At 60.5% G+C, this 25,923-nt stretch carries 20 protein-coding genes, 1 tRNA gene and 1 riboswitch; of the genes, 3 read left to right on the forward strand and 18 right to left on the reverse strand.

The features are described 5' to 3' along the window. Positions 1 to 14: 14 nt before the first annotated feature. On the reverse strand, positions 15 to 1,598 hold the full coding sequence (gene prfC, locus FCL40_RS08000) for a peptide chain release factor 3 (protein ID WP_136852638.1): 1,584 nt from the start codon (positions 1,596 to 1,598) through the stop codon (positions 15 to 17). Positions 1,599 to 1,758: 160 nt separating this feature from the next. Then, entirely contained in the window at positions 1,759 to 3,129 is a 1,371-nt protein-coding gene (locus FCL40_RS08005; protein WP_136852639.1) for a sigma-54 dependent transcriptional regulator, read from the reverse strand. Positions 3,130 to 3,830: 701 nt separating this feature from the next. On the opposite strand from FCL40_RS08005, the gene FCL40_RS08010 reads away from it, so the two are divergent. Then, positions 3,831 to 5,654, forward strand: a complete 1,824-nt coding sequence (locus tag FCL40_RS08010; protein ID WP_136852640.1) for a hypothetical protein — start codon at positions 3,831 to 3,833, stop codon at positions 5,652 to 5,654. Between the two features lie 110 nt (positions 5,655 to 5,764). On the opposite strand, the gene FCL40_RS08015 is transcribed toward FCL40_RS08010, so the two are convergent. After that, complete coding sequence (locus FCL40_RS08015) at positions 5,765 to 8,101, reverse strand: Ig-like domain-containing protein (RefSeq protein WP_136852641.1); 2,337 nt, start codon at positions 8,099 to 8,101, stop codon at positions 5,765 to 5,767. Between the two features lie 66 nt (positions 8,102 to 8,167). After that, positions 8,168 to 8,252: riboswitch (cyclic di-GMP riboswitch) on the reverse strand. A 609-nt stretch (positions 8,253 to 8,861) separates the two neighbouring features. Between FCL40_RS08015 and FCL40_RS08020 the strand changes: the two genes are divergently transcribed. Beyond that, the gene (locus FCL40_RS08020; protein WP_205729112.1) at positions 8,862 to 9,746 is read left to right on the forward strand and encodes a DsbA family protein; all 885 of its coding nucleotides are present in this window, start codon (positions 8,862 to 8,864) and stop codon (positions 9,744 to 9,746) included. A 56-nt stretch (positions 9,747 to 9,802) separates the two neighbouring features. Here the strand turns inward: FCL40_RS08020 and nlpI are convergent, their stop codons facing one another. From nlpI to rlmE, 14 genes are all read right to left on the reverse strand, one after another. Next, on the reverse strand, positions 9,803 to 10,708 hold the full coding sequence (gene nlpI, locus FCL40_RS08025; protein WP_136852642.1) for a lipoprotein NlpI: 906 nt from the start codon (positions 10,706 to 10,708) through the stop codon (positions 9,803 to 9,805). 225 nt (positions 10,709 to 10,933) lie between these two features. Further along, positions 10,934 to 13,033 carry a polyribonucleotide nucleotidyltransferase gene (gene pnp, locus FCL40_RS08030; protein ID WP_136852643.1) on the reverse strand — a complete coding sequence of 700 codons (2,100 nt, stop codon included), beginning with the start codon at positions 13,031 to 13,033 and terminating at the stop codon, positions 10,934 to 10,936. Between the two features lie 192 nt (positions 13,034 to 13,225). Beyond that, positions 13,226 to 13,495 carry a 30S ribosomal protein S15 gene (rpsO, locus tag FCL40_RS08035; RefSeq protein WP_136852644.1) on the reverse strand — a complete coding sequence of 90 codons (270 nt, stop codon included), beginning with the start codon at positions 13,493 to 13,495 and terminating at the stop codon, positions 13,226 to 13,228. Between the two features lie 88 nt (positions 13,496 to 13,583). Continuing rightward, complete coding sequence (gene truB / locus FCL40_RS08040) at positions 13,584 to 14,528, reverse strand: tRNA pseudouridine(55) synthase TruB (protein WP_136852645.1); 945 nt, start codon at positions 14,526 to 14,528, stop codon at positions 13,584 to 13,586. After that, positions 14,528 to 14,938 carry a 30S ribosome-binding factor RbfA gene (rbfA, locus tag FCL40_RS08045; protein ID WP_136852646.1) on the reverse strand — a complete coding sequence of 137 codons (411 nt, stop codon included), beginning with the start codon at positions 14,936 to 14,938 and terminating at the stop codon, positions 14,528 to 14,530. The genes truB and rbfA overlap by 1 nt, the downstream gene beginning before the upstream one ends. Positions 14,939 to 14,982: 44 nt before the next feature. Continuing rightward, positions 14,983 to 17,622, reverse strand: coding sequence for a translation initiation factor IF-2 (infB, locus tag FCL40_RS08050; RefSeq protein ID WP_136852647.1), 2,640 nt, complete (start codon positions 17,620 to 17,622; stop codon positions 14,983 to 14,985). A 26-nt stretch (positions 17,623 to 17,648) separates the two neighbouring features. Next, positions 17,649 to 19,151 (reverse strand): transcription termination factor NusA, encoded by a 1,503-nt coding sequence (nusA, locus tag FCL40_RS08055; protein WP_136852648.1) that lies wholly within the window; start codon positions 19,149 to 19,151, stop codon positions 17,649 to 17,651. Positions 19,152 to 19,179: 28 nt separating this feature from the next. After that, positions 19,180 to 19,635, reverse strand: coding sequence for a ribosome maturation factor RimP (gene rimP, locus FCL40_RS08060; protein ID WP_136852649.1), 456 nt, complete (start codon positions 19,633 to 19,635; stop codon positions 19,180 to 19,182). A 468-nt stretch (positions 19,636 to 20,103) separates the two neighbouring features. Next, positions 20,104 to 20,189 (reverse strand) — tRNA-Leu (locus FCL40_RS08065). A gap of 8 nt (positions 20,190 to 20,197) precedes the next feature. Continuing rightward, positions 20,198 to 20,500: a preprotein translocase subunit SecG gene (gene secG, locus FCL40_RS08070; protein ID WP_136852650.1), complete on the reverse strand. Its 303-nt coding sequence runs from the start codon at positions 20,498 to 20,500 to the stop codon at positions 20,198 to 20,200. 5 nt (positions 20,501 to 20,505) lie between these two features. Then, positions 20,506 to 21,288 (reverse strand): triose-phosphate isomerase, encoded by a 783-nt coding sequence (tpiA, locus tag FCL40_RS08075; RefSeq protein WP_136852651.1) that lies wholly within the window; start codon positions 21,286 to 21,288, stop codon positions 20,506 to 20,508. Positions 21,289 to 21,390: 102 nt separating this feature from the next. Further along, complete coding sequence (gene folP, locus FCL40_RS08080) at positions 21,391 to 22,227, reverse strand: dihydropteroate synthase (protein ID WP_136852652.1); 837 nt, start codon at positions 22,225 to 22,227, stop codon at positions 21,391 to 21,393. Positions 22,228 to 22,294: 67 nt separating this feature from the next. Next, positions 22,295 to 24,235 carry an ATP-dependent zinc metalloprotease FtsH gene (ftsH, locus tag FCL40_RS08085; protein WP_136852653.1) on the reverse strand — a complete coding sequence of 647 codons (1,941 nt, stop codon included), beginning with the start codon at positions 24,233 to 24,235 and terminating at the stop codon, positions 22,295 to 22,297. 42 nt (positions 24,236 to 24,277) lie between these two features. Next, positions 24,278 to 24,916 carry a 23S rRNA (uridine(2552)-2'-O)-methyltransferase RlmE gene (gene rlmE / locus FCL40_RS08090; protein WP_136852654.1) on the reverse strand — a complete coding sequence of 213 codons (639 nt, stop codon included), beginning with the start codon at positions 24,914 to 24,916 and terminating at the stop codon, positions 24,278 to 24,280. A 129-nt stretch (positions 24,917 to 25,045) separates the two neighbouring features. Between rlmE and yhbY the strand changes: the two genes are divergently transcribed. Next, positions 25,046 to 25,348 carry a ribosome assembly RNA-binding protein YhbY gene (gene yhbY, locus FCL40_RS08095; protein ID WP_136852655.1) on the forward strand — a complete coding sequence of 101 codons (303 nt, stop codon included), beginning with the start codon at positions 25,046 to 25,048 and terminating at the stop codon, positions 25,346 to 25,348. A 57-nt stretch (positions 25,349 to 25,405) separates the two neighbouring features. Here the strand turns inward: yhbY and greA are convergent, their stop codons facing one another. After that, positions 25,406 to 25,882: a transcription elongation factor GreA gene (gene greA / locus FCL40_RS08100; RefSeq protein WP_136852656.1), complete on the reverse strand. Its 477-nt coding sequence runs from the start codon at positions 25,880 to 25,882 to the stop codon at positions 25,406 to 25,408. Positions 25,883 to 25,923: the final 41 nt, after the last annotated feature.

A 25,923-nucleotide genomic window follows, 5' to 3' on the forward strand; every position in this document is an offset into this window, starting at 1 on the left:
CACCCTGACCCAGCCTAGTGCTCCCGGGTCTTATGGAAAACGATGTCCGGGTAACGCTCCATGGTCAGATTGAGGTTGACCATGGTGGGCGCAATGTAGGTGAGGTTATCCCCCCCATCCAGCGCCAGGTTGATCGACGCCTTGCGGCGGAACTCATCCAGCTTGCGGGGATCGTCGCAATTGACCCAGCGGGCGGTGGCGACACTGACCGCTTCATAGAGGGCGTCCACCTTATACTCGGACTTGAGCCGGGCCACCACCACGTCGAACTGCAGCACCCCCACGGCACCGACGATCAAGTCGTTGTTGTCCAGGGGACGGAACACCTGCACCGCACCCTCCTCCGACAGCTGCACCAGCCCCTTGAGCAGCTGTTTCTGCTTGAGGGGATCCTTCAGGCGGATGCGACGGAACATCTCGGGGGCGAAGTTGGGGATGCCGGTGAACTTCATCTCCTCCCCCTGGGTGAAGGTGTCACCGATCTGGATGGTGCCATGGTTGTGCAGGCCGATGATGTCGCCCGGGTAGGCTTCATCGGCATGGCTGCGGTCGCCGGCCAGGAAGGTCACCGCGTCGGAGATGGCCACATCCTTGCCGATGCGCACATGACGCATCTTCATCCCTTTGCTGTATTTGCCGGAGCAGATACGCATAAAGGCGATGCGGTCGCGGTGCTTGGGATCCATGTTGGCCTGGATCTTAAACACGAAGCCGGAGAACTTCTCCTCGTCGGCGGTCACCTCGCGGGCATCGGTCGCCCGGGGCTGAGGTGCCGGCGCCCATTCGGTCAAACCGTCCAGCATATGATCGACACCGAAGTTACCCAAAGCGGTACCGAAGTAGACCGGCGTCAGTTCACCGCTGAGGAACAGCTCCCGATCAAACTCGTTGGAGGCCCCCAGCACCAGCTCCAGCTCTTCACGCAGTACCTGGGCCAGTTCGCTGCCGATCTTCTCATCCAGCTCCGGGTTGTCCAGCCCCTGGACGATATCCACCTGCTGGATGGTGTGACCCTGGCCGCTCTGGTAGAGGATCGCCTCGTTACGCTGGATATGGTAGACCCCCTTGAACTCCTTGCCGCAGCCGATGGGCCAGGTGATGGGCGCACACATGATGTTGAGCTCGGTCTCCACCTCGTCCATCAACTCCATGGGATCGCGGATGTCACGGTCCAGCTTGTTCATAAAGGTGACAATGGGGGTGTCGCGCAGGCGGGTCACCTCCATCAGCTTACGGGTCCGGTCCTCGACCCCTTTGGCCGCATCGATCACCATCAGGCAGGAGTCGACCGCGGTCAGGGTGCGATAGGTATCCTCGGAGAAGTCTTCGTGGCCGGGGGTGTCCAGCAGGTTGACCAGGGCATCACCGTAGGGAAACTGCATCACCGAGGTGGTCACCGAGATGCCACGCTCCTTCTCCATCTCCATCCAGTCAGACTTGGCATGCTGACCCGAACCGCGCCCTTTTACGGTCCCCGCCTTCTGGATCAGGTTACCGTACAGCATCACCTTCTCGGTGATGGTGGTCTTACCCGCGTCGGGGTGAGAGATGATGGCGAAGGTGCGCCTTTTGGCCACTTCCTGCTGGTGCGTAGACATAACAACCCATGGATGAACAAACAAAGGCGGGCATTATATCAATCCCTCCCAGGCTTGGCGACGGCCGCTTTCTCCGCCGCCCGAAGCCGGCGGGCGCTCACGGAGCATGGCGGCAGGGAGTCACCGCGCCCCCCTATATAGGCTTAATGGCCAGCCAGGCTCAGGATTCGAGCTTCTTCCCCTGGCCATAGCGCGCCGACAGGTTGTACTTGTCCAGCATACGGTAGAGAGTCACCCGTGAGACCCCCAGCTCCCTGGAGGCTTTCACTATGTTGTTGCCGTTGCTGTTGAGCGCCGCCAGCAACACCTTGAGATCGGTCTCGGCGCGGGCATCGGCCAGGGTCTTGAGCGGCTTGCTATCCTCTGCCACCTGCAGGTTGAGATCCTGGGGTCCCAAGGTACGCTGCTCGCACATCACCAACGCCCGCTGGATGCGATTCTTCAGCTCGCGAATGTTGCCCGGCCAATGATAGGCGATCATCTGATTCATCGCCTGAGGCGCAAAGCCATGGACCCGGGCGTTGGTGAGGGTGCGATATTTGCGGAAATAGTAGTGCGCCAGCAGCTCGATATCGCCGCGCCGTTCACGCAGTGGCGGCAGCTGCAGGTTGAGGATGCAGAGACGGTAATAGAGATCTTCCCGAAACCGGCCCGCCTTGACCTCCTCGGCCAGGTTCTTGTTAGTGGCGGCAATCACCCTGACATCGACCGGGATCGACTTGACCCCGCCAACCCGGGTGATGGTCTTCTCCTGCAGGAAACGGAGCAGGTTCACCTGGATCTCCAGCTGCAGATCGCCAATTTCATCCAGGAAGACGGTACCGCCGCAGGCCGTTTCGATGTGACCCCGGTGACGGGCGTGGGCACCGGTGAAGGAGCCCTTTTCATGACCGAACAGCTCCGACTGGATCAGGTTGACCGGAATGGCGCCACAGTTGACCGCCACAAAGGGGCCGTCACTGCGCAGGGAGCCGCGGTGTATCGCCTGGGCCACCAGCTCCTTGCCAGTCCCGCTCTCCCCCTCCAACAGCACGGTGGCCTCTACCTTGGCCACCTTACGGATCTGACGATAGACCTTGCGCATGGCGGCGCTCTCTCCCACCAGGGAAACCCCTTCAGGCTGTATGGTCATCTGACGGGCACTGACTCGACGCAACCTGGCCATCCCCTCGGCGTGCCCCAGGGAAACGCACAACCGGTGTTCATCGGCAGGGAGGGTGTGATAGTCGCAACAGTATTTGGCGATCAACTGCTGAGTCGCTGGATCGTCCAGTCGCTCGGCGGAGACCAGGCCGATCCATTCGACGTGGGCCGCACACTCCTGCAGCAGCCGCTCCAGTGCATCGCAGCGACCGTTGACCCAACGGTGATCGAACAGGATCACCCCGACACAGGGCTGCTCCGAATCGATCAGTGCGCGCGCATCGGCGACACTCTCCAGATGGTGGGGAGACCACCCCGCCTTGAGCACCGAGTTGGGGACCTTCCACTCTTCCGAACTGTGCAAACAAATGAGATGACGAAAAGCCATGAATCCGTATCCAAAAAGCGTCCCTAATGAGCCAGGCAGTCCCTTAACACAGCCTTAGTTTTAGTTCACGAACTCAGTTCGAGCCACTCAAACGATCAGTTAATTGACATGAAACAAGGCTCAGAAACGGCCGGTCCCGGATGGGATGGAAATCGCCGACCAGGCGACAACACATCGCCGATTGGTCCAGGCAAGCCTTGGCCTGGCCGACAGTAATTCGATAAGAATAAGGGGGTTACGCCAACCCTCCCCTGCCGGTATGGGTGGCGGCCAAAACGCCGGTGGATTGTGGTTGGCTACAGAGAGGCACGACCAGGGTGAGCTGCACCGAGGCAGTCACCGGGGGAGTGTTAAGGAGGTGAAAACGCACCCTGAGAAAAAATGCCTGATAAACAGCACAGTATGGCCCAGCCTCGCCATGGCCGTTTCAAATGGGTTACAGCTTGCATTTTCGCGCCCCATCGACTCTGCGGCAACCCTCTCATTTCCAAGCTCATTCCGATATTGGCCCGCCGCTTGCTCGACAGCGGGCAGTGGTTCGTATGAACCAACTGACAGGTCCCGGCCCGCCCCACGGCGCGTCCGGGCGCCACTATCGAACGAACGACAACTCTGATGCCATCCCTGCAGCGGTGGAGGGCGCCTGCCAGGCGAGCCTCTGAAACCACCGCTGTGTGTCATACAAAAACTGGAGATATGACATGAGAAGCTATAAGGGTCTTAAGCGAACAACGGCATTGGCCATCGCCCTCGGGCTGGCCGCCGGTTCCGCGTTAGCCGTCCACGATACGAGCACCTTCGAACTGGAGGGCAACGCAGTTCAAGATTCCACACCGCCACCCGATGACTGGGCAACCCTCTACGGTGGCGGCGGCGCCGCCACGGTGTTTACCGGCATCGTCAAGGACAAGAACGGAGCGGATGACATCTTCACCGGCGGCGGTTCCAAGACACCCAACCTGATTGCGGACTGGCAGTGGAAGACCTCTCCGCCGCCACCGGACAAGAACAACATCACCAACGCCTATGCGGCCAACTACGTGGTTGCCGGCGAACAGGTGATCTACTTCGGCGCCGATCTGTTTGCCGACAACGGTGACGCCGAGCTGGCGTTCTGGTTCTTCCAGGATGATGTGCAAAAATCCGGCTCCGGCTTTATCGGTGAACATATGGACGGCGACGTCTATGTGGCGGTGAAGTTCAGCAACGGCGGCACCCAGTCCGATATTGCCGTGTATGAGTGGTGGGAAATGTGTGACAAGCAGGATGTCCCCGGCGGTAACGCTCCGCTGATTGCCGGCGACTGTGCCGCGGACAACATCCGCGTGGTCATCCCCTTAGGCCCCGCCACCTGTGGCTTCGCCGGCGGCGACCAAGCCTGCGCCATCACCAACGGCAGCGAGGAAACCGCCCCCTGGCCCTACATCCCGAAATCCGGCACCAGTGGCAAGTTCCCGCCGACCACCTTCTTCGAGGGTGGCATCAACATCTTTGATGTTTTCGGTGAGAACAAGTGCTTCTCCAGCTTTATGGCGAGCACAGGGGCGTCGACCTCCTTCACCGCCACGGCGAAGGATTTCGCCCTCGGCGACTTCAATGTCTGTTCGGTCGATGTCAGCAAGACCTGTGTCAACGACAGCGAAGCCGACGACACCCCGACCGCCATCACCTACAACGTGCGCGGTTGCGGCTACAACGACGGCGGCGGAGCGATCAACATCTCCTCCCTGCTGAACTCCATCAACGGCGGCGCCAACTATACGCCGACCGACCTGACTTGGTACAACCCCGGGATGGTGGACGACGGCATGGGGGGCACTCGCCCGTTCAACCCCACCACCGACTGTAACGACCCGGTCAAGCTGGCCGAGGCGATCGCCAGTGGCACCGGCGTTGGCGATCCCATCAGCTTCGACCTGGCCGGCGGTGCGGCGCTGGTGTATGAGTTCAGCGAAACCACCGCGTCCAATGGCCCGAGCGACACCGTCACCATCGATGCCCTGGGCGCCGACGGCTCCGACATCGACGAGGATACCGCCTCGGCAACCTGTCCGCTTCGGACCTTTGCCGCCTCCTTCTCCGTCATCAAGCAGTGTGCGGCGGATCTGGAGGATATCGGCAGCAACCTGGCGGTGAAGATCAACGTGAACGGCAGCGTCTGTAACACCGGTGAGGTGACACTGACTAACCTGACCCTGGCGGATGATCCCGATATGTTGACCGGTGTGTCCGTCACCCTGACTCCGGTCAGCACCACTCTGGCGCCGTCCGGACAGCCGGGTGACTGTACCACCTACACCGGCTCCTACTACCCGGATACCATCCCCGCCGGCGACATCTGTCCGTTCGCCGACCAGGTAGAGGCCAAGGCCAAGGCGCCGATCAACTCCGCTGGCGCCGGCTGTACCCTGCTGGGTGATGGCACCAGCGAGTGTAAGGCTGATTCCAACACCGCCACCTGTAACCTGAGGGCGGTTAACGGCGATGCCGATTGTTCAACCGGCCCGCTGAGCCCCCTGCCCTAAACCCTGACGCACGCTAAGGAGGACACTCCCCGGGGCGATGGCCGAGGCCATCGCCCCGCTCTTTTGGGCGCGGGTTGGGCCCAGGGCCTGGGGCGTACCCAACAGCTTGGCTACTTCTTGTTGCCCTTGCCGCCCCCGGCGTTACCACCGCCGCCGGTGCCCTTCTGCAACGAGATGGTGACCTGGCCGGTGACCGTGTCGGTCCCGTCGGTGAGCCGGTAGCTGAAGCTGTCGCCATTCTTGAAGCGCTTGCCCGGCAGGTAGGTGAGGGTGCCGTCACCGTTCAGGGTCACGCTGCCCTTGGCCCCCTGGCCGATGCCGCTGATGCTCAAGGCGTCGCCGTCCGGGTCCCAGTCGTTGTCCATGACCGCGATCACCACCGCCTCAACGGCGCTGATGGAGACGGCGTCATCCTCCGCCACCGGCGGCTGGTTGGTGCTTCCGGTACTGCCACTGACGATGTAGGTGGCGGTGGCGCGGGCCTGGTAGGCGGCGTCCAGACCATTGACCACATCGATGGTCAGCTCGTAATAACCGTCGGCGGCATCCAGCGGCGACTCGACCGTCAGGGAAGCGGTGGCCGAGGCCCCCGGCGCCAGGCTGAGCACAGGCTCGGCAAAGCCACTGCTCCAGCCCGACGGCACCTGGGCGGTCAGATCGAAGCCGCTCCCGCTGCAGGCAGCGCTGTCATTATTGGTCACCGTGACCGCGTAGCTGACCGGTGTACCCGGCGCCACCCACTGGCTCTCCCCGGGAGAGACGCTGACCGAAGGCGCGCCCCTGACACAGCTCGCCTGGTCATAGCTGACGCTGACCGTCGCCCCGTCGATGCCAATGTCGGTCAGGGTGATGCTGACGCCGGCGGTGGCATCGGTATAGGTGTCACCCAGCGGCAGCGCAAGATCGTTCCAGTCGTAGTACTGACTGCCTGGAGTCATGTCCAGCAGGTAGCTGCTGCCACCGTGATTGTCGGTTCCCAGGCGCACCACCAGGCCGTTGATCACGCTGTCACCATAGGAGGAGCTTCCCAGGAACTGATCAAAACCGATCTCCTGGTGGGTTTCCAGGTAGTACCAGCGCTGCTGGCCGGTAACCGGATCCAGATCCCGCGGCACCCGTATCGCCTTGGCTCCGCCGCTCTGGGCAGAGACGGGCTCAATCCGGTAGCTGCCGGAGGCGGTGGCGGTCAGCACCTCGGGGGTATCGCTGGTCCCCACCCAGCCCAGCCGCTGCTTCTGGAAGGTGGCAAAATGACCGGCGGAGTGCTGGCCCATGCGATCGAGCACGTCGCCATACTCGACGGAGAGGCAGCTGTCGCTCAGGGGCGGCTGGCCGGCACAGGCCAGGGCGTGGGAGTGCATCAGTCCCAGGTTATGACCCAGTTCGTGGCTGACGACGCCGGCGGAGTTCAGGGTGCCGTCAAACCAAGCCTGAGACGGCGACCCGCCCACAGTGGCCTCACCGGACCAGGAGCAGCCGATGTTGGGATAGGCATAGACCAGGCGGTCGTATCCGGACAGGTCGACGCCGGCGTTGGAGGCCGCCTGCCTGGCGGCCTGGGCGATATCCATGGTGGGACAGCCGCTGGGATCCACCGCCAGGGTATACCAGCCGAACACGTCACCGGCCAGCCAGGTCTTGCCATAGGAGTTCTCCTGGAAAAACTCGCTGACCTCGCCAAAGACCAGATCGTGCGCCTCAGCCGCCGTCCAGGGCTCGGCGGTGTTGCTGGTGAAATTCACCAGCAACACGGCGGTGCGCTGCTCGCCCAGGGCGTTGCTCAGGACCGGTGCTGTGCCGCTGGCGCCGCCATCAAGGCCGCCATCGGCAGCCAACACCAAGATATCGTCGCCGGAGGCGACGGCCATGGCATCGCCCACCTGCAGGCCGTTCGCACGGATCTTAAGGCCGCTGGTCATCCCCTGGGAGTGACCGGCCAAATGCAGGCTGATTCGCTCACCGCTGGAGGTCCTCAGCACCTGTCGCAGTTGATGGCTGCCATCATCGAAGTCCTGGTAGGTGACCTCCAGCTCGCCTTCAATAACCCGCTTCTGCTCCAGCATCTCCTGGACTCTTGGCGGCATCCCCTGATGACTGCCAGCAGGCAGGGCGACGGCCAGGGCCGCGCCCGGATCACGCACGATCAGATCGCTCATCAGCGCCTGGCGAGTCCTGGCTTTGTCGACCATTTCATCGAGCAGTTGGGCTTGCTCGGCCTCTCCGGCATGGCGATAGCGCGCCATCAAGCCGGAAAGTGACAGGGTCTGGCTGCCGATGACGTCTCGATGAGGTTGTTCCGTCTTGGACGCCGGCGCGGCCTCGGCCACCTCCACGGCGAAGGGAAGAGAGAGGCCGACGGTCAAACAGGCAGCGAGCAGCGAGCAGCGGACGGATAGGTTGGGCACGGCGAAACGACGCGATGCCACGGAGACAAATATCGATCTCAATTGGGAACCCTCAAAGTTTAACTAACCTCGAAAGCTCCCAAAATCGGGCAAAAGCAGCGCGACTCCTTCGGTAATCCAGCCACCCCGACGACGCGTCAGGGCCTGTGATTTTGCGTGCCACCGATACATCGGCGGCTTGCCTTTTCGGGAGTGCTTTCGATTATTTTTTTCTAACCGCCCGTAGGAGACGGCTAATATATTGATAATTCAGCGAGAAACTTTCAATGTAAGCATTCACTTCGCCCACAGCGCCCGCCATTAGAGTTATCAACCAGCAGCATGCTAACAAGAGGCCCGATGAGTGACAACGACGGGCTGTCGATTTTTTGATCGATATTTCCGAATTTACTTAGGGGGAACCTGGACCAAAGTTCTGGCCACATCGGATCGGCAACCTTAACCTAACAGGGTGTTCACCTGGCGAGGCATCGCCTCTCCCAGCCAGAGTAAATAATAAAATAAATAGAGATCAGATAATTATCCAATTAAGGCAAACCATCCCCAGGGTTAATTTAAATGAGTCTGAAACTTATGGAGATTTATATATTTCCCGCCAGTACCCGCGAAAAGACCACGACAGACAATAAAGATTTATTCCCTTAATAACAGTATATTACCCCTCGCCGTCTCCCGACTCCCCCCTCAGGCTCGGTGTGCTGCCTTTACGAACACTAAGGGCTGACCTAAGTTTACCCCGTCCCTCCCTGATTTCAGGGGAGTCAACTCAGAGGATCGGCATCAAGATGATGGGGAAATGAAGATGACAGCAACATACCGTTTTGCCCGAGCACTGCTGGCCGCCATGGCCTGGGCCGGCTCCCTGATGCTCCCCTGGGCCCACGCCTCGGAGACGCCGAAACCTGAGCGGTCCGCCTTGGTGGAGCAGGTTACCCAGGAGGTTCTGCAGCAGCTCAGGGAGAGCGGTCAACTGCGCGACGAGGTGGACCGCGGCATCAAGGACTATGTCGAGGAGCAGCGCCAAGCCAGGGTTCGCGCTCAGGAGCAGAGGGAAAAACTCGCGCAGGAACAAGCCAAGAGCGTTCGTCCGCCGACGCCGGGCCGGGATCATTTCTACGGCAATCCGGACGCACCCATTACCCTGATCGAGTACTCCGACTTCGAATGCCCCTACTGCAAACGGTTCCACCCCACCGCCCGCGAGCTGGTCGACCAGTCCCAGGGGCAGATCAACTGGGTCTACCGCCACTGCCCGCTGCGCTTTCACAACCCAGGAGCCCAGAAACAGGCGGAAGCGTCCGAGTGTGCCTTTGAGCAGGGCGGAGATCCTGCGTTCTGGCGCTTCGCCGATGCCCTGTATGAGCGCACCCAGTCCGGAGGCAAGGGCTTTCCCCTGGACCAGTTGAGGCCTCTTGCCGAAGAGCAGGGGCTCGACGGCCAGGCATTCCAGAGTTGCCTGGAGAACGGCCGCTACGCCGGACGGGTCAACGAGGATCTGCTGGAGGTGTCCAAGATAGGCATTACCGGCACCCCGGGTAACATCCTGTTCCATAATGCCAGTGGTGAAGTCAGCCTGATCTCCGGTGCCCGGGCCCTGATCGAGTTACAGCAGCAAGCCCAGCAGCTTAAGACGCGGGCCGTCTCTATCGAAACAGAAAGATCGGCTCAGGCAAAACCCCAAAACTAACGCAGACCGGATCAAAAAAGGGCCCCTATTGGGGCCCTTTGTCGTTGGCAGAGTACTCAGTTGGCCTGCTTGGCCTCCTCTGCCTGCTCCATCAGCCGTTCAGCGATCTGGCGCATCTCCATCACCGAGTAGCGGTGCTCGACAAACTCGTAGACGTTGGTGGCCAGGGAGAGCTTGAACAGGTTCAGCGCCCGGCGAGGCTGGTCCTTCATCCGCGCCTGTTTGCCCATGTAGAAGTAGGCCTCGCACAGGCGCTCGGCCAGCTGCTTCTGATGGCTGAGCTCCTGGCGGGCCGCGGCCAGCAGCTGGCCCTCGTCCAGTTCCCCCAGGTAGTAGGCCACCAGGGCAGCACCCCAGCCATCCTGGATTCCCTGGCTGCGGGCCCTCAGGCCGATGAGCGCCTGCTCCGGACTCTGCTGATACTCGGCCAGGTAGAGCCACAGGGCCCGGTAGGCATCGCCGGTATCCCGATTGTAGAACTCCTCCAGATCAGACACCGCCAGTTGCGGGCGGCTGCCGTAATAGAGGGCGATCCCCCGGTTGAGGAAGGCGAAGTCATACTCAGGGTCCAGCTCCAGCACCGCATCGAACGCCTCATAGGCCTGGTCGAACTCCATCGCCTGGGTCAGGTAGATCCCCATGAAGTTGTAGGCATCAGGCAGGTCGGGACGCAGTTTCAGGGCTCGGGAAAAATCGATGCGGGCCAGGGTGCGCAGGCCGACACTGTCGTACAGCACCCCGCGGTCGTAGAGGAAACGGGCCCGCTGCTCCTCGGTGAGCTCGGCGGTCACCAGCACCTCGCTGATCTTGGCCAGAGCCAGCTCCAGGTTGGCATCCGGCTGCAGCGGGGTCACCAGCATCATCTGCCCCCCCTCCTCCTTGGGTGCCTCTGGGGTTGCGGCGCAGCCGGTCAAACCGAGGCAGAGGACCCCCAGGGCCAGCCAGTATTGTCTTAAAGTCATAGATACCATCCTTTTGCCGCCACGGCTTCCGCGGCGCGCTCTGTATGCTCCCATTGTAGTGGGGCACCATAGCAAACGCATTAACTATTTGTACAACGTAAAAAAGCTAAGAAGTTAGAGAGTTCTTAGCCTCCGGGGTTCCCCATGGGTAGCGGATGAAGGTTGGACGCAGACAAAAGAAAAGGGAGCCCTGAGGCTCCCTGTCGCTATGGGTAACAGCCGGACTTACTCGCCCTTGGCCTCACCTTCGATGGCGTCTTTGATGGAGAGACGGATGCGGCCCTGACGGTCCACTTCCACCACCTTCACCTTCACCTCCTGACCGATGGACAGGTGGTCGGCGACGTTGTTGACACGCTCGGCGGTGATCTGGGAGATGTGCACCAGACCATCTTTACCGGGGAGGATGTTAACGAAGGCGCCGAAGTCGACGATGCGAACCACCTTACCCTCGTAGATACGACCCTCTTCCACGTCGGCGGTGATCGCTTCGATGCGGCGTACCGCTTCGGCAGAGGCCGCGCCATCGCTGGAGGCGATCTTCACGGTGCCGTCATCTTCGATCTCGATGGTAGTACCGGTCTCCTCGGTCAGGGCACGGATGTTCACGCCGCCCTTGCCGATCACGTCGCGGATCTTGTCGGGGTGGATCTTGATGGTGGTGATGCGAGGTGCGTGCTCGGACAGCTCTTCACGGGCGGCAGGCAGGCTCTCGTCCATCACGTTGAGGATGTGGATACGGGCCTCGTAGGCCTGCTTCAGGGCCACCTGCATGATCTCCTGGGTAATACCGGCGATCTTGATGTCCATCTGCAGGGCGGTGATGCCGTCACGGCTACCGGCCACCTTGAAGTCCATGTCGCCCAGGTGATCTTCGTCACCCAGGATGTCGGACAGGACCACGTAGTTGTCGCCTTCCTTCACCAGACCCATGGCGATACCGGCTACGGAGGCCTTGATAGGCACGCCGGCGTCCATCAGGGCCAGGGAGGTACCACAAACGGAGGCCATGGAGGAGGAACCGTTGGACTCGGTGATCTCACTCACCACACGGATGGAGTAGGGGAACTCCTCGGCGGAGGGCATGACCGCCATCACACCACGCTTGGCCAGCTTACCATGGCCGATTTCGCGGCGCTTGGGCGAACCGATCATGCCGGTCTCACCCACACAGTAAGGGGGGAAGTTGTAGTGCAGCATGAAGCGATCGGTGCGAACACCGGTCAGTTCGTCAATCATCTGGGCATCTCGCTCGGTACCCAGGGTGGCGGCAACCAGGGCCTGAGTCTCACCACGGGTGAACAGGGCGGAGCCGTGGGTACGGGGCAGAACACCGGGGGCCACGGACAGGGCACGGATCATCTTGGTGTTACGGCCATCGATGCGGGGCTCACCGGCGAGGACGCGGCCACGAACCACCTTCTTCTCCAGGCTGCCCAGCACGTCGCCGATCTCCTGGCTGTCCAGCTCTTCGTTGTCGGCCAGCAGGGCCTCGGTGGCCTTGGCCTTCACCGCGTCAACGGCGGCCTTACGCGCCATCTTGTCGGTGATGCGGTAGGCGTCACCCATCTCGGCTTCGGCCAGCTCGGCCACCTTGGCGATCAGCGCTTCGTTCTTCTCGGGGGCGGTCCACTCCCAGGCGGGCTTACCGGCTTCGGCCTTCAGCTCGTTGATGGCGGAGATCACCTTCTGCTGCTCCTGGTGACCGAACACCACGGCACCCAGCATCACCGACTCGGACAGCATGGCCGCTTCGGACTCCACCATCAGTACCGCGTCGGCAGTACCGGCCACCACCAGGTCCAGGTCGCTCTCGGTCAGTTCGGTGATGGAGGGGTTCAGCAGGTAGTCACCATCCTTGTAACCCACGCGGGCACAACCGATGGGGCCGTCGAAGGGGATGCCGGACAGGGTCAGGGCGGCGGAGGCGCCAATCATGGCAACCACGTCAGGCTGGATCTCGGGATCCACGGAGACCACGGTGGCAACAACCTGAACCTCGTTCTTAAACCCTTTGGGGAACAGAGGACGGATAGGACGGTCGATGAGACGAGCAGTCAGAGTCTCACCTTCGGAAGGACGACCTTCACGCTTGAAGAAACCGCCTGGAATCTTGCCCGCTGCGTAAGTTTTCTCCTGGTAGTTCACCGTCAGAGGGAAGAAATCGCGACCGGGATCGGCCTGCTTTTTACCAACAACGGTAACCAGCACGGTGGTATCACCCATGCTTGCCAGTACGGCGGCGTCGGCCTGACGAGCGATGACACCGGTCTCCAGAGTGACCGTGTGACGGCCATACTCAAAACTCTTAATGACGGGATTCACGTTATGTGTTCCTTAGCAGTATTTTTAACCTTAAATTTCGCGGATTAGTATACTGCAATGGAGGGGGAATGACAGGCGTCAAGGGGGAAAAGGTGGAAATTTCCCTGACTTAGACCCATGCCCCGCCGTTGCTTAGAGTCAGAGACAAAAAAGGGGACCCCAAAGGGTCCCCTCTCTTTCGGAATGCATCTATTAGCGACGCAGGCCCAGCTTGGCGATCAGCTCAGCGTAGGAGGTGTGGTTCTTACGCTTCAGGTAGTCCAGCAGCTTACGACGCTGGGATACCATGCGCAGCAGACCACGACGGCTGTGGTGATCGTGGATGTGCTTCTTGAAGTGACCTTGCAGATGGTTGATCTGGGCAGTCAGCAGAGCGACCTGTACCTCGGGAGAACCGGAATCGTTCTCGCCACGGCCAAACTCAGCCAGAATCTTTGCTTTCGCTTCAGTGCTTAGTGACATAATAATCTCCGAATTTACAAATAAGCTGGGCCGATCACTAATTCAGCTCCAGCGGGACGGGCTATTCTAGCGGCTGTGTCCCCAGGACTCAACCCTGGCTGACGTTGATCAGCCGTTTTGGGGCCACCAGGCCGTCGGCATCGATCTCGCCGACGCCGACAAACACCCGCTGACTGCCCACGGTCAGGCGCACCGCCCCCTCTTTGGGTGCCTTGGGCACCTGAACCGGCTGGCCCTGCATGATGTAGCTGGCCACCACCTCGTTCATGTTCACCTCGGGCAGGGTCATCACCGCAGTGTCCATAGGCAACAGCAGCGGATCCAGCAGCTCCTTGGGTTTGCGGCCCTGATCCAGCGCCTGCTGCAGCAGGTTTTCCAGCTGCTCCAGGCTAACCATCCGCTCGTGAGGGTAACCGGCCACCTGAGTGCGACGCAGCACGGTCACATGGGCACCGCAGCCCAGCAGCTCACCCATGTCATCGACGATGGTGCGGATGTAGGTGCCTTTGGACACGTGCAGCTCCATCTCCACCTCATCGCCGTCGAAGCGGATCAACTCCGCCTCATAGACATGGATGGGCCGGGCCTCACGGGGCACCTCGATGCCCTGGCGGGCGTACTTGTACAGCGGTTCCCCCTGGTACTTCAGGGCGGAGTACATGCTGGGCACCTGCATCGACTCACCACGGAAGTGATCAATCGCCTTGTTGATCTCACCCAGGCTGATGTTGACCGGGCGCTCCTGCACCACTTCACCGTCGGCGTCCGAGGTGGTGGTGCGGATGCCCAGCTTGGCGACCACGCGGTAACGCTTGTCCGCCTCCAGCAGGTACTGAGAAAACTTGGTGGCTTCACCAAAGCACAGGGGCAGCATACCGGTCGCCAGGGGGTCGAGGGCACCGGTGTGCCCCGCCTTGGCGGCGTTGTAGATACGCTTGACCCGCTGCAGGGCATCGTTGGAGGTGATGCCCGCCGGCTTATCCAGCAGGACAATGCCGTCAACCAATCGGCCGCGGAAACGACGTCTGGCCATTACTTCTGATCCTCATCTGACTCTTGAGTGCCGTGCTTCTCGGCCTTGGCCACATCCTCGGCAACCGCCTTGTTCACCGCACTGGTCATGCGGATCCCCTCCACCAGCGACTTGTCGTAGGTGAAGCGCAGCTCGGGGATGGCGCGCATGTTGCGCAGGTTCGAGGCCAGCAGCGAGCGGATGTAGGGCGCCAGCTCAAGCAGCGCCTCCATCTGACTCTTAACCTGCTCCGGCTCGTCATCCAGGAAGGTGACAAACACCTTGGCATAGTTGAGATCCCGGGATACCTCCACATCGTTGATGGTGGTCATCCCCAGACGGGGATCCCGGATCTCGCGCATCAGGATCATCGCCAGCTCTCGCTGGATCTGCTCGTTGACACGCCGGGTTCGACTGAATTCTCTCGCCATAACACCTAAGTCCGGGGAGGGTTGCCCCTCCCCGTTCATCTCGATTACAGGGTACGCTTCACTTCGACGGTTTCGAAGACTTCGATCTGGTCGCCGACTCTCACGTCATTGTAGTTCTTCACGCCGATACCACACTCCATGCCGTTACGCACTTCGGCAACGTCATCCTTGAAGCGGCGCAGGGACTCCAGCTCACCTTCGTAGATAACCACGTTGTCACGCAGTACACGGATGGGGGCGGAGCGCTTGACGATCCCTTCGGTCACCATACAACCGGCCACCGCGCCGATCTTGGGCGACTTGAACACGTCACGCACTTCGGCCAGACCGATGATCTGCTGCTTGAACTCGGGGGCCAGCATGCCGCTCATGGCCGCCTTCACCTCGTCGATGAGGTCGTAGATCACGCTGTAGTAGCGCAGATCCAGGTTCTCGTTCTCCACGGTCCGACGGGCAACGGCATCGGCTCGGACGTTGAAGCCCACCATGATGGCGTTGGACGCCGCCGCCAGCGAGGCGTCGGTCTCGGTGATACCACCCACGCCACGACCGATGATGTTCACCTTCACCTCGTCGGTGGACAGCTTCATCAGGGAGTCGGCAATGGCCTCCAGGGAGCCCTGTACGTCGGCCTTCAGTACCACGTTCAGCTCGGACACGTCCCCTTCCTGCATGTTGGCGAACATGTTCTCCAGTTTCGCCTTCTGCTGACGGGCCAGTTTGACCTCGCGGAACTTGCCCTGACGGTGCAGCGCCACTTCCCGGGCCTTCTTCTCGTCGCGCACCACGGTGGCTTCGTCACCGGCAGCGGGTACCCCGGACAGACCGAGGATCTCGACGGGGATGGAGGGACCGGCGGACTTGATCTCTTTGCCGTTCTCATCGCGCATGGCACGAACTCGGCCATACTCCAGGCCACACAGAACGATGTCGCCCTGGTTCAGCGTCCCCTCCTGTACCAGGACGGACGCGATAGGACCGCGGCCCTTATCCAGGCGGGACTCGATCACCACGCCGCGGGCCATGCCCTCTTCGCGTGCGGTCAGCTCCAGTACTTCGGACTGCAGCAGGATCCCCTCCAGCAGCTCGTCGATGCCCATGCCGGACTTGGCGGAGACGTGCACAAACATGTGCTCACCACCCCAGTCCTCGGGAATCACTTCGTGCTGGGACAGCTCGTTCTTGACCCGATCAGGATCGGCGGCTTCCTTATCCATCTTGTTCACGGCAATCACCAGGGGCACACCGGCCGCCTTGGCGTGCTGAATCGCCTCGATGGTCTGAGGCATCACGCCGTCATCGGCCGCCACCACCAGCACCACCAGGTCGGTGGCTTGGGCACCACGGGCACGCATGGAGGTAAAGGCGGCGTGGCCTGGGGTATCCAGGAAGGTGATCATGCCGTTACCGGTCTCTACATGGTAGGCACCGATGTGCTGGGTAATACCACCGGCCTCGCCATCGGCCACCTTGGCGCGACGGATGTAGTCCAGCAGGGAGGTCTTACCGTGGTCAACGTGACCCATGATGGTCACGACGGGGGCGCGCGGTACGGCTTCCGCTTCGGTGTCGCGATCGGACAGTACGGAATCCTCCAGCTCGTTCTCGTTGCGAAGAATGACCTTGTGGCCCATCTCTTCACACACCAGCACGGCGGTCTCCTGATCGATCACCTGGTTGATGGTGGCCATGGCCCCCATCTTCATCATCACCTTGATCACCTCGGTGGCCTTCACCGCCATCTTGTTGGCCAGTTCACCGACGGTGATGGTTTCCCCCACCTCGACGTCACGGGTCACCTTCTCCACAGGCTTCTGGAAGCCTTGCTGAATGGAGGAGGGCTTGCCACGGCCACGGCCTCGGCCGCGCTGAGGCGTGCGGACGGCACGATCATCGGCTTTCTTCTTCTTGCGACGACGGCCGCGCTCGGCCTGGGCGTCGGACGCGTCTTCGGCAGCACGGGCCGCGGTGGAAGTTGTCACGTGGTAGTCCGCCTGTTCGCGGGCCTTACGCTCCTTCTCCTCCTGCTCCCAGCGCTTGGCGTTCTCTTCCGCCAGACGCTTAGCTTCCTCGGCCTTGACGCGGGCTTCCTCTTCTGCCTTGCGGGCAGCTTCGGCTTCCTGGGCTGCCTTCAGTTTCTCCGCTTCCTGACGGGCGGTATCATCTTGGGCCTTGTCTTTCGCCATCAACTTCTCTTGCTCCTCGCGCTTGGCTTTCTCTGCTGCCTGACGCTTCGCCTTCTCCTCGGCGTCACGTTGGGCCTTCTCTTGTGCTTCGCGCTTGGCTATCTCTTCGGCTTCACGTTTGGCCCGCTCCTCCGCCTCAAGGCGTACCGCTTCTTCTGCGGCCTTACGGGCTTCCTCTTCCTGACGTTGCTGCTCTTCAATCGCGCTGCGCTTCACATAAGTGCGCTTCTTGCGCACCTCAACCTGTACATCCTTGGATTTACCACCGCCGGCATTGACACTCAGGGTAGAGCGTTTCTTGCGCTGCAGGGTCATGCGGGTCGGCTCCGTGCCGCCCCCGTGTTGGCCGGACAGGTGGGTCAGCAGGGTCTCTTTCTCCTGCTGGGTCACGCTGTCACTGGCACCTTTCTTGATGCCGGCTTCGGCAAACTGGGCAACCAGACGATCAACCGGCTTACCTACTTCTTTGGCGAGTTGTTCTACTGTCAAATCTGCCATATTTCTTGAATCCTCCGTTGATCGACTCAGGCCTCGTCACTGAACCAGCAAATGTTGCGGGCGGCCATAATCAGTTCGCCGGCCTTCTCTTCGGTCAGCTCTTCAATTTCACTCAGGTCATCGACACCCTGCTCTGCCAGGTCTTCCAGGGTGATCACACCCTTGGAGGCCAGCACGAAGGCCAGGTGACGATCCAGACCCTCCAGACCCAACAGGTCTTCAGCAGGCTCGGCACCGTCCAGGGCTTCTTCGCTGACCAGGGCCTTGGTGGTCAGGGCAGCCTTGGCGCGCTCACGCAGCTCCTCGACCATCTCCTCCTCCAGGCCCTCGATCTCCAGCAGCTCCTGAATTGGCACGTAAGCGATCTCTTCCAGGCTGGTGAAGCCTTCGTCAACCAGCACTTCGGCGAACTCGTCGTCGATGTCCAGGCCGTCTACAAACAGGGTGATCAGACGATCAGACTCCTCCTGGTGCTTGGTGGCCATGTCGTCGGTGGTCATCACGTTCAGCTCCCAGCCGGTCAACTGGGACGCCAGGCGAACGTTCTGGCCGTTGCGACCGATGGCCTGAGCCAGGCTGTCCGGCTCCACGGCAATGTCCATGGAGTGGGCGTCTTCATCAACCACGATGGAACCCACATCCGCAGGGGCCATCGCCTTGATCACGTACTGGGCCACGTTGTCGTCCCACAGCACGATGTCGATGCGTTCGCCACCCAGTTCGCCGGAAACCGCCTGAACTCGGGCTCCGCGCATGCCCACACAGGCACCCACGGGGTCAATACGCTTATCGTTGCTCTTCACGGCGATCTTGGCGCGGGAGCCTGGGTCACGGGCGGCGCCCATGATCTCAATCATCTCCTCGCCGATCTCCGGCACTTCGATGCGGAACAGTTCGATCAGCATCTCGGGCTTGGTGCGGCTGAGGAACAGCTGGGCACCGCGGGACTCGGGACGCACGGCGAACAGCAGGGCACGGACGCGGTCGCCGGGACGGAAGTTCTCCCGCGGCAGCATCTCCTCGCGATAGAGGATGGCGTCGGCGTTGTTGCCCAGGTCCAGGATGACGGAATCGCGGTTGACCTTCTTCACCACGCCAGTCACCAGCTGTCCCTCTTTGTCGCGGAACTGCTCGATGATCAGGCCACGCTCGGCTTCCCGAACCTTCTGCACGATCACCTGCTTGGCGGTCTGGGTGGTGATGCGGTCGAACTTCACGGACTCGATCTGCTCCTCCACGTAATCACCGGCTTCGATGCTGTCATCTTCGTACATGGCACGGGCCGCGGACAGGGAGATCTGCTTGGTCGGCTCCTCCATCTCGGCGTCGTCCTCCAGCACCAGCCAGCGGCGGAAGGTGTCGAACTCACCGGTCTTCTGATCGATCTCGACGCGAACCTCGATCTCGATCTCATACTTCTTCTTGGTGGCAGTCGCCAGGGCCGTTTCCAGGGCCTCAAAAATCTTCTCACGCGGCAGTGCTTTTTCGTTAGATACCGCTTCGGCGACTAATAAAATCTCTTTGCTCATGGGTCAGCCTCGTTTCACCCTGAAACTATCAGAATTTAGCTACCAGGTGGGCTTGGCGCACATTAGCTAAAGCCACTTCCTGATCCTTACCTTGCACTGACAGGGTGATCATCTCGCCGTCGACGGCCTTGATCTCGCCCTTCAGCTTGCGTTTTCCCTCCATCGGCATGTTGAGCAGGAGATTCACCTCCTCGCCGATGAAGCGTTGATAATGGGCCGGCGTAAACAGAGGACGCTCGATGCCGGGGGAGGAGACCTCCAGGTTGTACTCGGTGCTGATGGGATCTTCCACATCCAGCACCGCGCCCACCTGGCGGCTCACCTCGGCACAGTCTTCCACTGTGATGCCGTTCTCGTGATCGATAAACACCCGAAGAGTGGAGTGCGAACCGGCACGAACATACTGAATTCCAACCAGTTCGTAGCCCAGGGCCACCACCGGTTCTTGCAACATTTCGGTTAAGCGTTGCTCTAACGTAGCCATTGCGCCTCCCCCTACAAACGAAAAAAGGGCTTAAAGCCCTGTTATCAAAATGACAATTACGATAAACACAATCAGATGGCCTGAAAATACAGCCCCATGTGATTGCGCTATCGCCACCGTCACCGTGGTTCAGATAACAAAAAGCCCCGAGCAAAACGGGGCTTAAAGTGCGCTGTACCCTGTTTAGGATGACCTGGTCATCGAACCGTTCCAGGGGAACAGCTCACCGCCTCCGTCGCGGCCTTCTCGGTAGTTCTACGTCACCCTTGGGTGACCACGGAGATCTGCGGCTTGTCCTCAGCGCCGGACAAGACTGCGGGATAACCCTCAACAGTTTAGTCCAAAGCCACCTCCGGTGGAGGGGTCAAACCAGCGGCCTAGATTATACTGATGCCACCTTGACCACGCAAGGGCATCACCAAGCCTAAGAAAAGAAAAAGGCCGATTTTTCAATCGACCTTTTCAGTATGGTGCCGAGAGCGGGACTTGAACCCGCACGTCCATAGGACACTACCCCCTCAAGATAGCGTGTCTACCAATTCCACCACCTCGGCGTATTCTGTTACTGCGGCAGGTTGTCCTGTACCGGCTGCTCCACCTCGATGGTCTCGAAGTCGCTGGTTACCTTGCCCTTATGGGAGGACATGTTACCAAGAGTCAGGCTCAATACAAAGAACAGCACGGCACAGATTGCGGTGGCACGGGTCAGGAAATTGCCTGAACCTGTGGACCCGAACAGGGTACCGCTGGCACCGGCACCGAACGAGGCACCCATGTCTGCACCCTTACCTTGCTGAATCAGCACCAGGCCGATAATGGCCGCGGCGACCAGCAGGTAAGCTACCATCAAAACCGTAAAAAGCATCTTGCTTATTCCGCGTTCATTGCGATGCTGCACACTGCCAGGAACTCGCTGGCATTGAGGCTGACACCGCCAATTAATCCACCGTCCACATCGGGCTGAGAGAAGAGGTCTGCTGCATTGCTCGGCTTGACACTGCCGCCGTACAGGATTCGAATCTTCTCGCCGATAAAGGGCGACACGTCAGACAACCTGTGCCTGATAAAAGCATGCACCTCTTGGGCCTGCTCAGGGGTGGCGCTCTTGCCAGTGCCTACCGCCCAAAGGGGTTCGTAGGCAATAATGGCATTATCGAAGGCCAAGGTCCCGACTTTTTCGATCACCGCGTCCAATTCTCCGGCGATAACCTCAAAGGTTCGGCTCGCTTCGCGGGCCGCCAGGGACTCCCCGACACACAGAATGGGGGTCAATCCCATCTTCTGTGCTGTGGCGAATTTCTCTGCCACGACATCACTGGTCTCGCCGTACATCCGTCGGCGTTCGGAGTGACCAATGATCACGTATTTGCATCCGAACTCGCGCAACATGGAGGCGGAAACCTCACCAGTGTATGCGCCAAATTCGTGGTGACTGACGTTCTGCGCTCCGAGGCGAACCAGTCGGCCGTCCAGACTCTGCTTGGACTCCTCCAGCAGACGACTGGCGCTCTCCAGGAACACGGTCGGCGGACAAATCAGCACTTCAGCGGAATCATCCTTCAACTTGGCAAACTTTTTAACGAGCTCTTCAGCAAGCTGACGGGAGCCGTTCATCTTCCAGTTGCCGGCGACCATAGGGCGTCTTAGTGCCATACTTCTCTCCTGTGAAAGCGGGCGAGATAATAACGAACCCCTATTTAAGTTACAAGTCCCCGCCCGTTAAAAACCACCTTAAGCGGCTTAACTGCTTCTATTTTACCCGTCTTGCCACTTTTGTGTCTCTGCCAGTACCTTAAGAACGTCGACCGTCTCACGGACGTCGTGCACACGCAACACCGACGCACCGCCCTGGGCACACAACAGCGCTCCGGCAAGGCTGGCAGGCAGGCGCTGATCCACCGCCCTCCCCAGCAGTTGGCCAAACATGCTTTTTCGGCTGAGGCCGGTAAGCAGGGGAAGGCCGAAATGGCGAAACCGGTCCAGGCGGGCCAGCAGTTGGTAGTTGTGCTCCAAAGTCTTACCGAATCCAAAGCCGGGATCCAGCAGTAGACGCTCCCTGACCATCCCCGCATCGACGCAGGCCTGAATGCGCGCCTCGAAGACGCGGCTGACTTCGGCCAGCAGATCCTCATAGACCGGCTGCTGCTGCATGGTCCTGGGCTGCCCCTGCATATGCATCAGGCAAACCGGAACCTGCAAGTCCACCGCCGCCGCCAGTGCTCCGGGCTCCTCCAGGGCACGGACATCGTTGATCAGCCCGGCACCGGACGCCACCGCCTCACGCATCACCTGGGCCTTGCTGGTGTCCACGGAGATCACCACATCCAGTTCGGAGCTGATCGCCTCCACCACCGGCACCACCCGATTGAGCTCCTCCTCCAGGGTCACCTCAGGCGCACCGGGCCGGGTGGACTCCCCCCCGATATCCAGGATAGCGGCACCGTCATTGACCATCTGCCGCGCCTGCGCCAGGGCGGCATCGAGGCGGCGGAAACGGCCCCCATCGGAGAAGGAGTCCGGCGTCACATTGATGATCCCCATCACCTGGGGCCGGGACAGGTCCAGCGTTCTGCCGGCACATTCGAGTTTCATCAGGCTTGCTCCTTCCATAAAAAAAAAGTCCCGCCGGGGGCGGGACTTGAAAGTGTATCAGATTCTTTTACTTGGCGGGGGCACCGGCACCGTCGATGTCGGTATCCTTGTCATCACCCGCTTTGGGTTCGGGCTCCACCTTGCTGCCACCGGTGGGCTTGTCGCCGGAATCACCACTGGTCCAGTCCGCCGGCTCGCGCACGTCGCGTCGTGCCATCAGATCGTCGATCTGCTTGGCGTCGATGGTCTCGTACTTCATCAGCGCATCGGTCATGGAGTGGAGAATATCCATGTTGTCCTCCAGGATGCTCAGTGAACGCCGGTAGTTGCGATCGATGATGTCCTTGATCTCCTCGTCGATCATCTTGGCGGTCTCATCGGACATGTGACTGGCCTTGGCCATGGAGCGGCCCAGGAACACCTCGCCATCCTCCTCCGCGTAGTTCATCGGCCCCATGCGGGTGGAGAGCCCCCACTGGGTCACCATCTTACGGGCGATCTCGGTGGCACGCTCGATGTCGTTGCTGGCACCTGTGGTCACCCTGTCGGCACCGTAGATGATCTCTTCGGCGATGCGGCCGCCATAGAGGCTGGAGATCATCGACTCCAGATGCTGCTTAGAGTGGCTCCAGCGATCCTGTTCTGGCAGGTACATGGTCACCCCCAGGGCGCGGCCACGGGGGATGATGGAGACCTTATAGACCGGATCGTGCTCGGGCACCATGCGGCCGACGATGGCATGCCCCGCCTCGTGGTAGGCGGTCATCTTCTTCTCCTCCTCGGTCATCACCATGGAGCGGCGCTCGGCCCCCATCATGATCTTGTCCTTGGCCTTCTCAAACTCCTCCATGGAGACCAGCCGGCGGTTGCCACGGGCGGCAAACAGGGCCGCCTCGTTCACCAGGTTGGCCAGATCGGCCCCGGAGAAGCCGGGAGTACCACGGGCGATCAGGTCGGCCTTCACATCCTCGGCCAGGGGCACCTTGCGCATGTGCACCTTGAGGATCTGTTCACGACCCCGGACATCGGGCAGGCCAACGGTCACCTGACGGTCGAAACGACCGGGGCGCAGCAGAGCCGGGTCCAGCACGTCGGGACGGTTGGTGGCGGCGATCACGATGATCCCCTCGTTACCCTCGAAACCATCCATCTCAACCAGCATCTGGTTCAGGGTCTGCTCACGCTCATCGTGACCACCACCCAGACCGGCACCACGCTGGCGGCCCACGGCATCGATCTCATCGATGAAGATGATGCAGGGGGCGGACTTCTTGGCCTGGTCGAACATGTCGCGAACCCGGGAGGCACCCACACCCACGAACATCTCAACGAAATCGGAACCGGAAATGGTGAAGAACGGCACCTTGGCCTCACCGGCAATGGCCTTGGCCAGCAGGGTCTTACCCGTACCCGGAGGACCGACCATCAGCACCCCGGTGGGGATTTTGCCGCCCAGCTTCTGGAACTTGGTGGGGTCACGCAGGTAATCCACCAGTTCGGCGACCTCCTCCTTGGCCTCGTCGCAGCCGGCGACATCGGCAAAAGTGGTCTTGATCTGGTCTTCACCCATCAGGCGCGCCTTGCTCTTGCCGAAGGACATGGCGCCTTTGCCACCGCCCCCCTGCATCTGGCGCATAAAGAAGATCCACACGCCCACCAGCAGCAGCATGGGGAACCAGGAGATGAAGATCTGCGCCAGCACGCTGGGCTGCTCAGGGGGAAGTCGGCTGATCTCCACCTTGTTCTGAATCAGATCGTCGATCAGCTTGTCGTCGTAGGCCGGCATGTAGGTGATGAACTGATCACCATTACGGGTCTTGCCGGTAATGGTGACGCCATCCTCCTGGAACTCCACCGCAGGCACCTGGCCGTTGCTGTAGGCCTCAACGAAGGCGGTATAACTGATGGCGTTGCCGGTGCTGCTGGCAGGGTTGTATCCCTTAAACACCGACATCAGCACGACAGCGATAACCAGCCATAAAATCAGATTTTTCGCCATGTCACTCAAGGTAGAGAACCTCGCAAATTCCTTGGTTTATTCTTAGCAAGCTTACAACTTGTAGCCGCTTGCCACAATGTAGACCTCCCGGGAGCGGGCGCGGGAGGAGTCCGGTTTACGAATTTTTACAACTTTGAAGGCATTACGTATGTCAGCCAGGTATTGATCAAAGCCCTCGCCCTGAAACACCTTGACGATGAAGCTGCCGTTGGGGGCCAACACCTGGTAACACATGTCCAAAGCCAGTTCCACCAGGTACATGGCCGAGGGTTGGTCCACCGAGGCGTTGCCGGAGAAGTTGGGCGCCATATCGGACAGCACCACGTCCACCTTGTCCTCGCCCACCCTCTTCAGCAGGGCATTGAGCACCGCTTCCTCACGGAAATCCCCCTGGAGGAAATCGACACCGGCGATTGGGTCCATCGATAAAATGTCACAGGCGATCACCTGGCCCTCCAGGCCGATCTCCTGCACCGCATACTGGGACCAGCCACCGGGCGCCGCTCCCAGATCCACCACGGTCATGCCGGGCCGGAGCAGCTTGTCCTTACCCTGGATCTCCTCCAGCTTGAACACCGCCCGTGAACGCAGGCCCTTCTTCTGGGCCTCCTTTACGAAGCGATCGTCGAAATGTTCTTTCATCCAGCGCGTGGAACTGGCGCTGCGTTTCTTCTTTGGGTTACCGGCCATAACTCTCCAGACCGTCGATGTGCCAATGATCTTACCCGGTGCCGAACACCACGGTAAGGATTAGTATTACGCTATAGATGGCGTTAGAATACGCCCTTTTCAAGTCCCCAAACCAAAATGAGTGGCCCAATGAGTCAATTAACAACCAAGCAGAGGCAGTACCTCAAGGGTCTGGCCCACAGCCTGAAGCCCGTGGTTCTGCTGGGTGGCAACGGCCTGACCGAAGGGGTCATGGCAGAGATCGAGCTGGCCCTCGGCCATCACGAGCTGATCAAGGTGAAGGTCGCCAGTGAAGACCGCGACGCCAAGCGTGCCATCATCGATGCCATTGTCCGTGAGTCCGGCGCCACCGAGGTGCAGGTGATCGGTCATATCCTGGTGCTGTACCGACCCTCTGACAAACAGAAGATCGAACTGCCCCGGGCCCGATAAAAAAAAGCCGCACTCGATGCGGCTTTTTGGTGCGCGGACGGCGCAGAATACAAGGTTTTACTTGTACTCCACCTCGATAATTTCGTACTCGACATCGCCGCCAGGGGCTTTCACCACCACCACGTCATCCAGCTCCTTGCCCACCAGGGAGCGGGCGATGGGGGAGTTGACGGAGATCATCCGCTGTTTCAGATCCGCCTCGTCGTCACCGACGATACGGTAGCTCATCTCCTCGTCGGTATCCACATTGAGGATGGTGACGGTGGCACCGAAGATCACCCGGCCATTGTTGGGGATCTTGGTGACGTCGATCACCTGGGCGGTAGAGAGTTTGCTCTCGATGTCGCGGATGCGGGCTTCGCACAGCCCCTGCTCCTCGCGGGCGGCATGATACTCGGCGTTCTCTTTCAGATCACCCAGCTCTCGGGCCTCGGCGATGGCCTGGGAGATCGCGGGGCGCTTGGTATGTTTCAGATGCTCCAGCTCTTCACGCAGCTGCTGGGCACCCACAACGGTCATAGGAACCTGGGTCATAATCTGCTTCCAATTCAGTTTGGACAAAAGCTCTCCCGGCC

Origin of the sequence: Ferrimonas sediminicola (assembly GCF_005116715.1) — a bacterium.
Lineage (GTDB): Bacteria > Pseudomonadota > Gammaproteobacteria > Enterobacterales > Shewanellaceae > Ferrimonas > Ferrimonas sediminicola.

What these genes read in the sequence shown, in the direction of transcription:
- rimP (WP_136852649.1), bottom strand. Translation starts at nt 19,635, where the DNA reads ATGGCTACGTTAGAGCAACGCTTAACCGAAATGTTGCAAGAACCGGTG.
- FCL40_RS08010 (WP_136852640.1), top strand. Translation starts at nt 3,831, where the DNA reads ATGAGAAGCTATAAGGGTCTTAAGCGAACAACGGCATTGGCCATCGCC.
- yhbY (WP_136852655.1), top strand. Translation starts at nt 25,046, where the DNA reads ATGAGTCAATTAACAACCAAGCAGAGGCAGTACCTCAAGGGTCTGGCC.
- prfC (WP_136852638.1), bottom strand. Translation starts at nt 1,598, where the DNA reads ATGTCTACGCACCAGCAGGAAGTGGCCAAAAGGCGCACCTTCGCCATC.
- folP (WP_136852652.1), bottom strand. Translation starts at nt 22,227, where the DNA reads ATGAAACTCGAATGTGCCGGCAGAACGCTGGACCTGTCCCGGCCCCAG.
- FCL40_RS08020 (WP_205729112.1), top strand. Translation starts at nt 8,862, where the DNA reads ATGACAGCAACATACCGTTTTGCCCGAGCACTGCTGGCCGCCATGGCC.
- greA (WP_136852656.1), bottom strand. Translation starts at nt 25,882, where the DNA reads ATGACCCAGGTTCCTATGACCGTTGTGGGTGCCCAGCAGCTGCGTGAA.
- truB (WP_136852645.1), bottom strand. Translation starts at nt 14,528, where the DNA reads ATGGCCAGACGTCGTTTCCGCGGCCGATTGGTTGACGGCATTGTCCTG.
- FCL40_RS08005 (WP_136852639.1), bottom strand. Translation starts at nt 3,129, where the DNA reads ATGGCTTTTCGTCATCTCATTTGTTTGCACAGTTCGGAAGAGTGGAAG.
- rbfA (WP_136852646.1), bottom strand. Translation starts at nt 14,938, where the DNA reads ATGGCGAGAGAATTCAGTCGAACCCGGCGTGTCAACGAGCAGATCCAG.
- infB (WP_136852647.1), bottom strand. Translation starts at nt 17,622, where the DNA reads ATGGCAGATTTGACAGTAGAACAACTCGCCAAAGAAGTAGGTAAGCCG.
- tpiA (WP_136852651.1), bottom strand. Translation starts at nt 21,288, where the DNA reads ATGGCACTAAGACGCCCTATGGTCGCCGGCAACTGGAAGATGAACGGC.
- secG (WP_136852650.1), bottom strand. Translation starts at nt 20,500, where the DNA reads ATGCTTTTTACGGTTTTGATGGTAGCTTACCTGCTGGTCGCCGCGGCC.
- nusA (WP_136852648.1), bottom strand. Translation starts at nt 19,151, where the DNA reads ATGAGCAAAGAGATTTTATTAGTCGCCGAAGCGGTATCTAACGAAAAA.
- rlmE (WP_136852654.1), bottom strand. Translation starts at nt 24,916, where the DNA reads ATGGCCGGTAACCCAAAGAAGAAACGCAGCGCCAGTTCCACGCGCTGG.
- rpsO (WP_136852644.1), bottom strand. Translation starts at nt 13,495, where the DNA reads ATGTCACTAAGCACTGAAGCGAAAGCAAAGATTCTGGCTGAGTTTGGC.
- nlpI (WP_136852642.1), bottom strand. Translation starts at nt 10,708, where the DNA reads ATGACTTTAAGACAATACTGGCTGGCCCTGGGGGTCCTCTGCCTCGGT.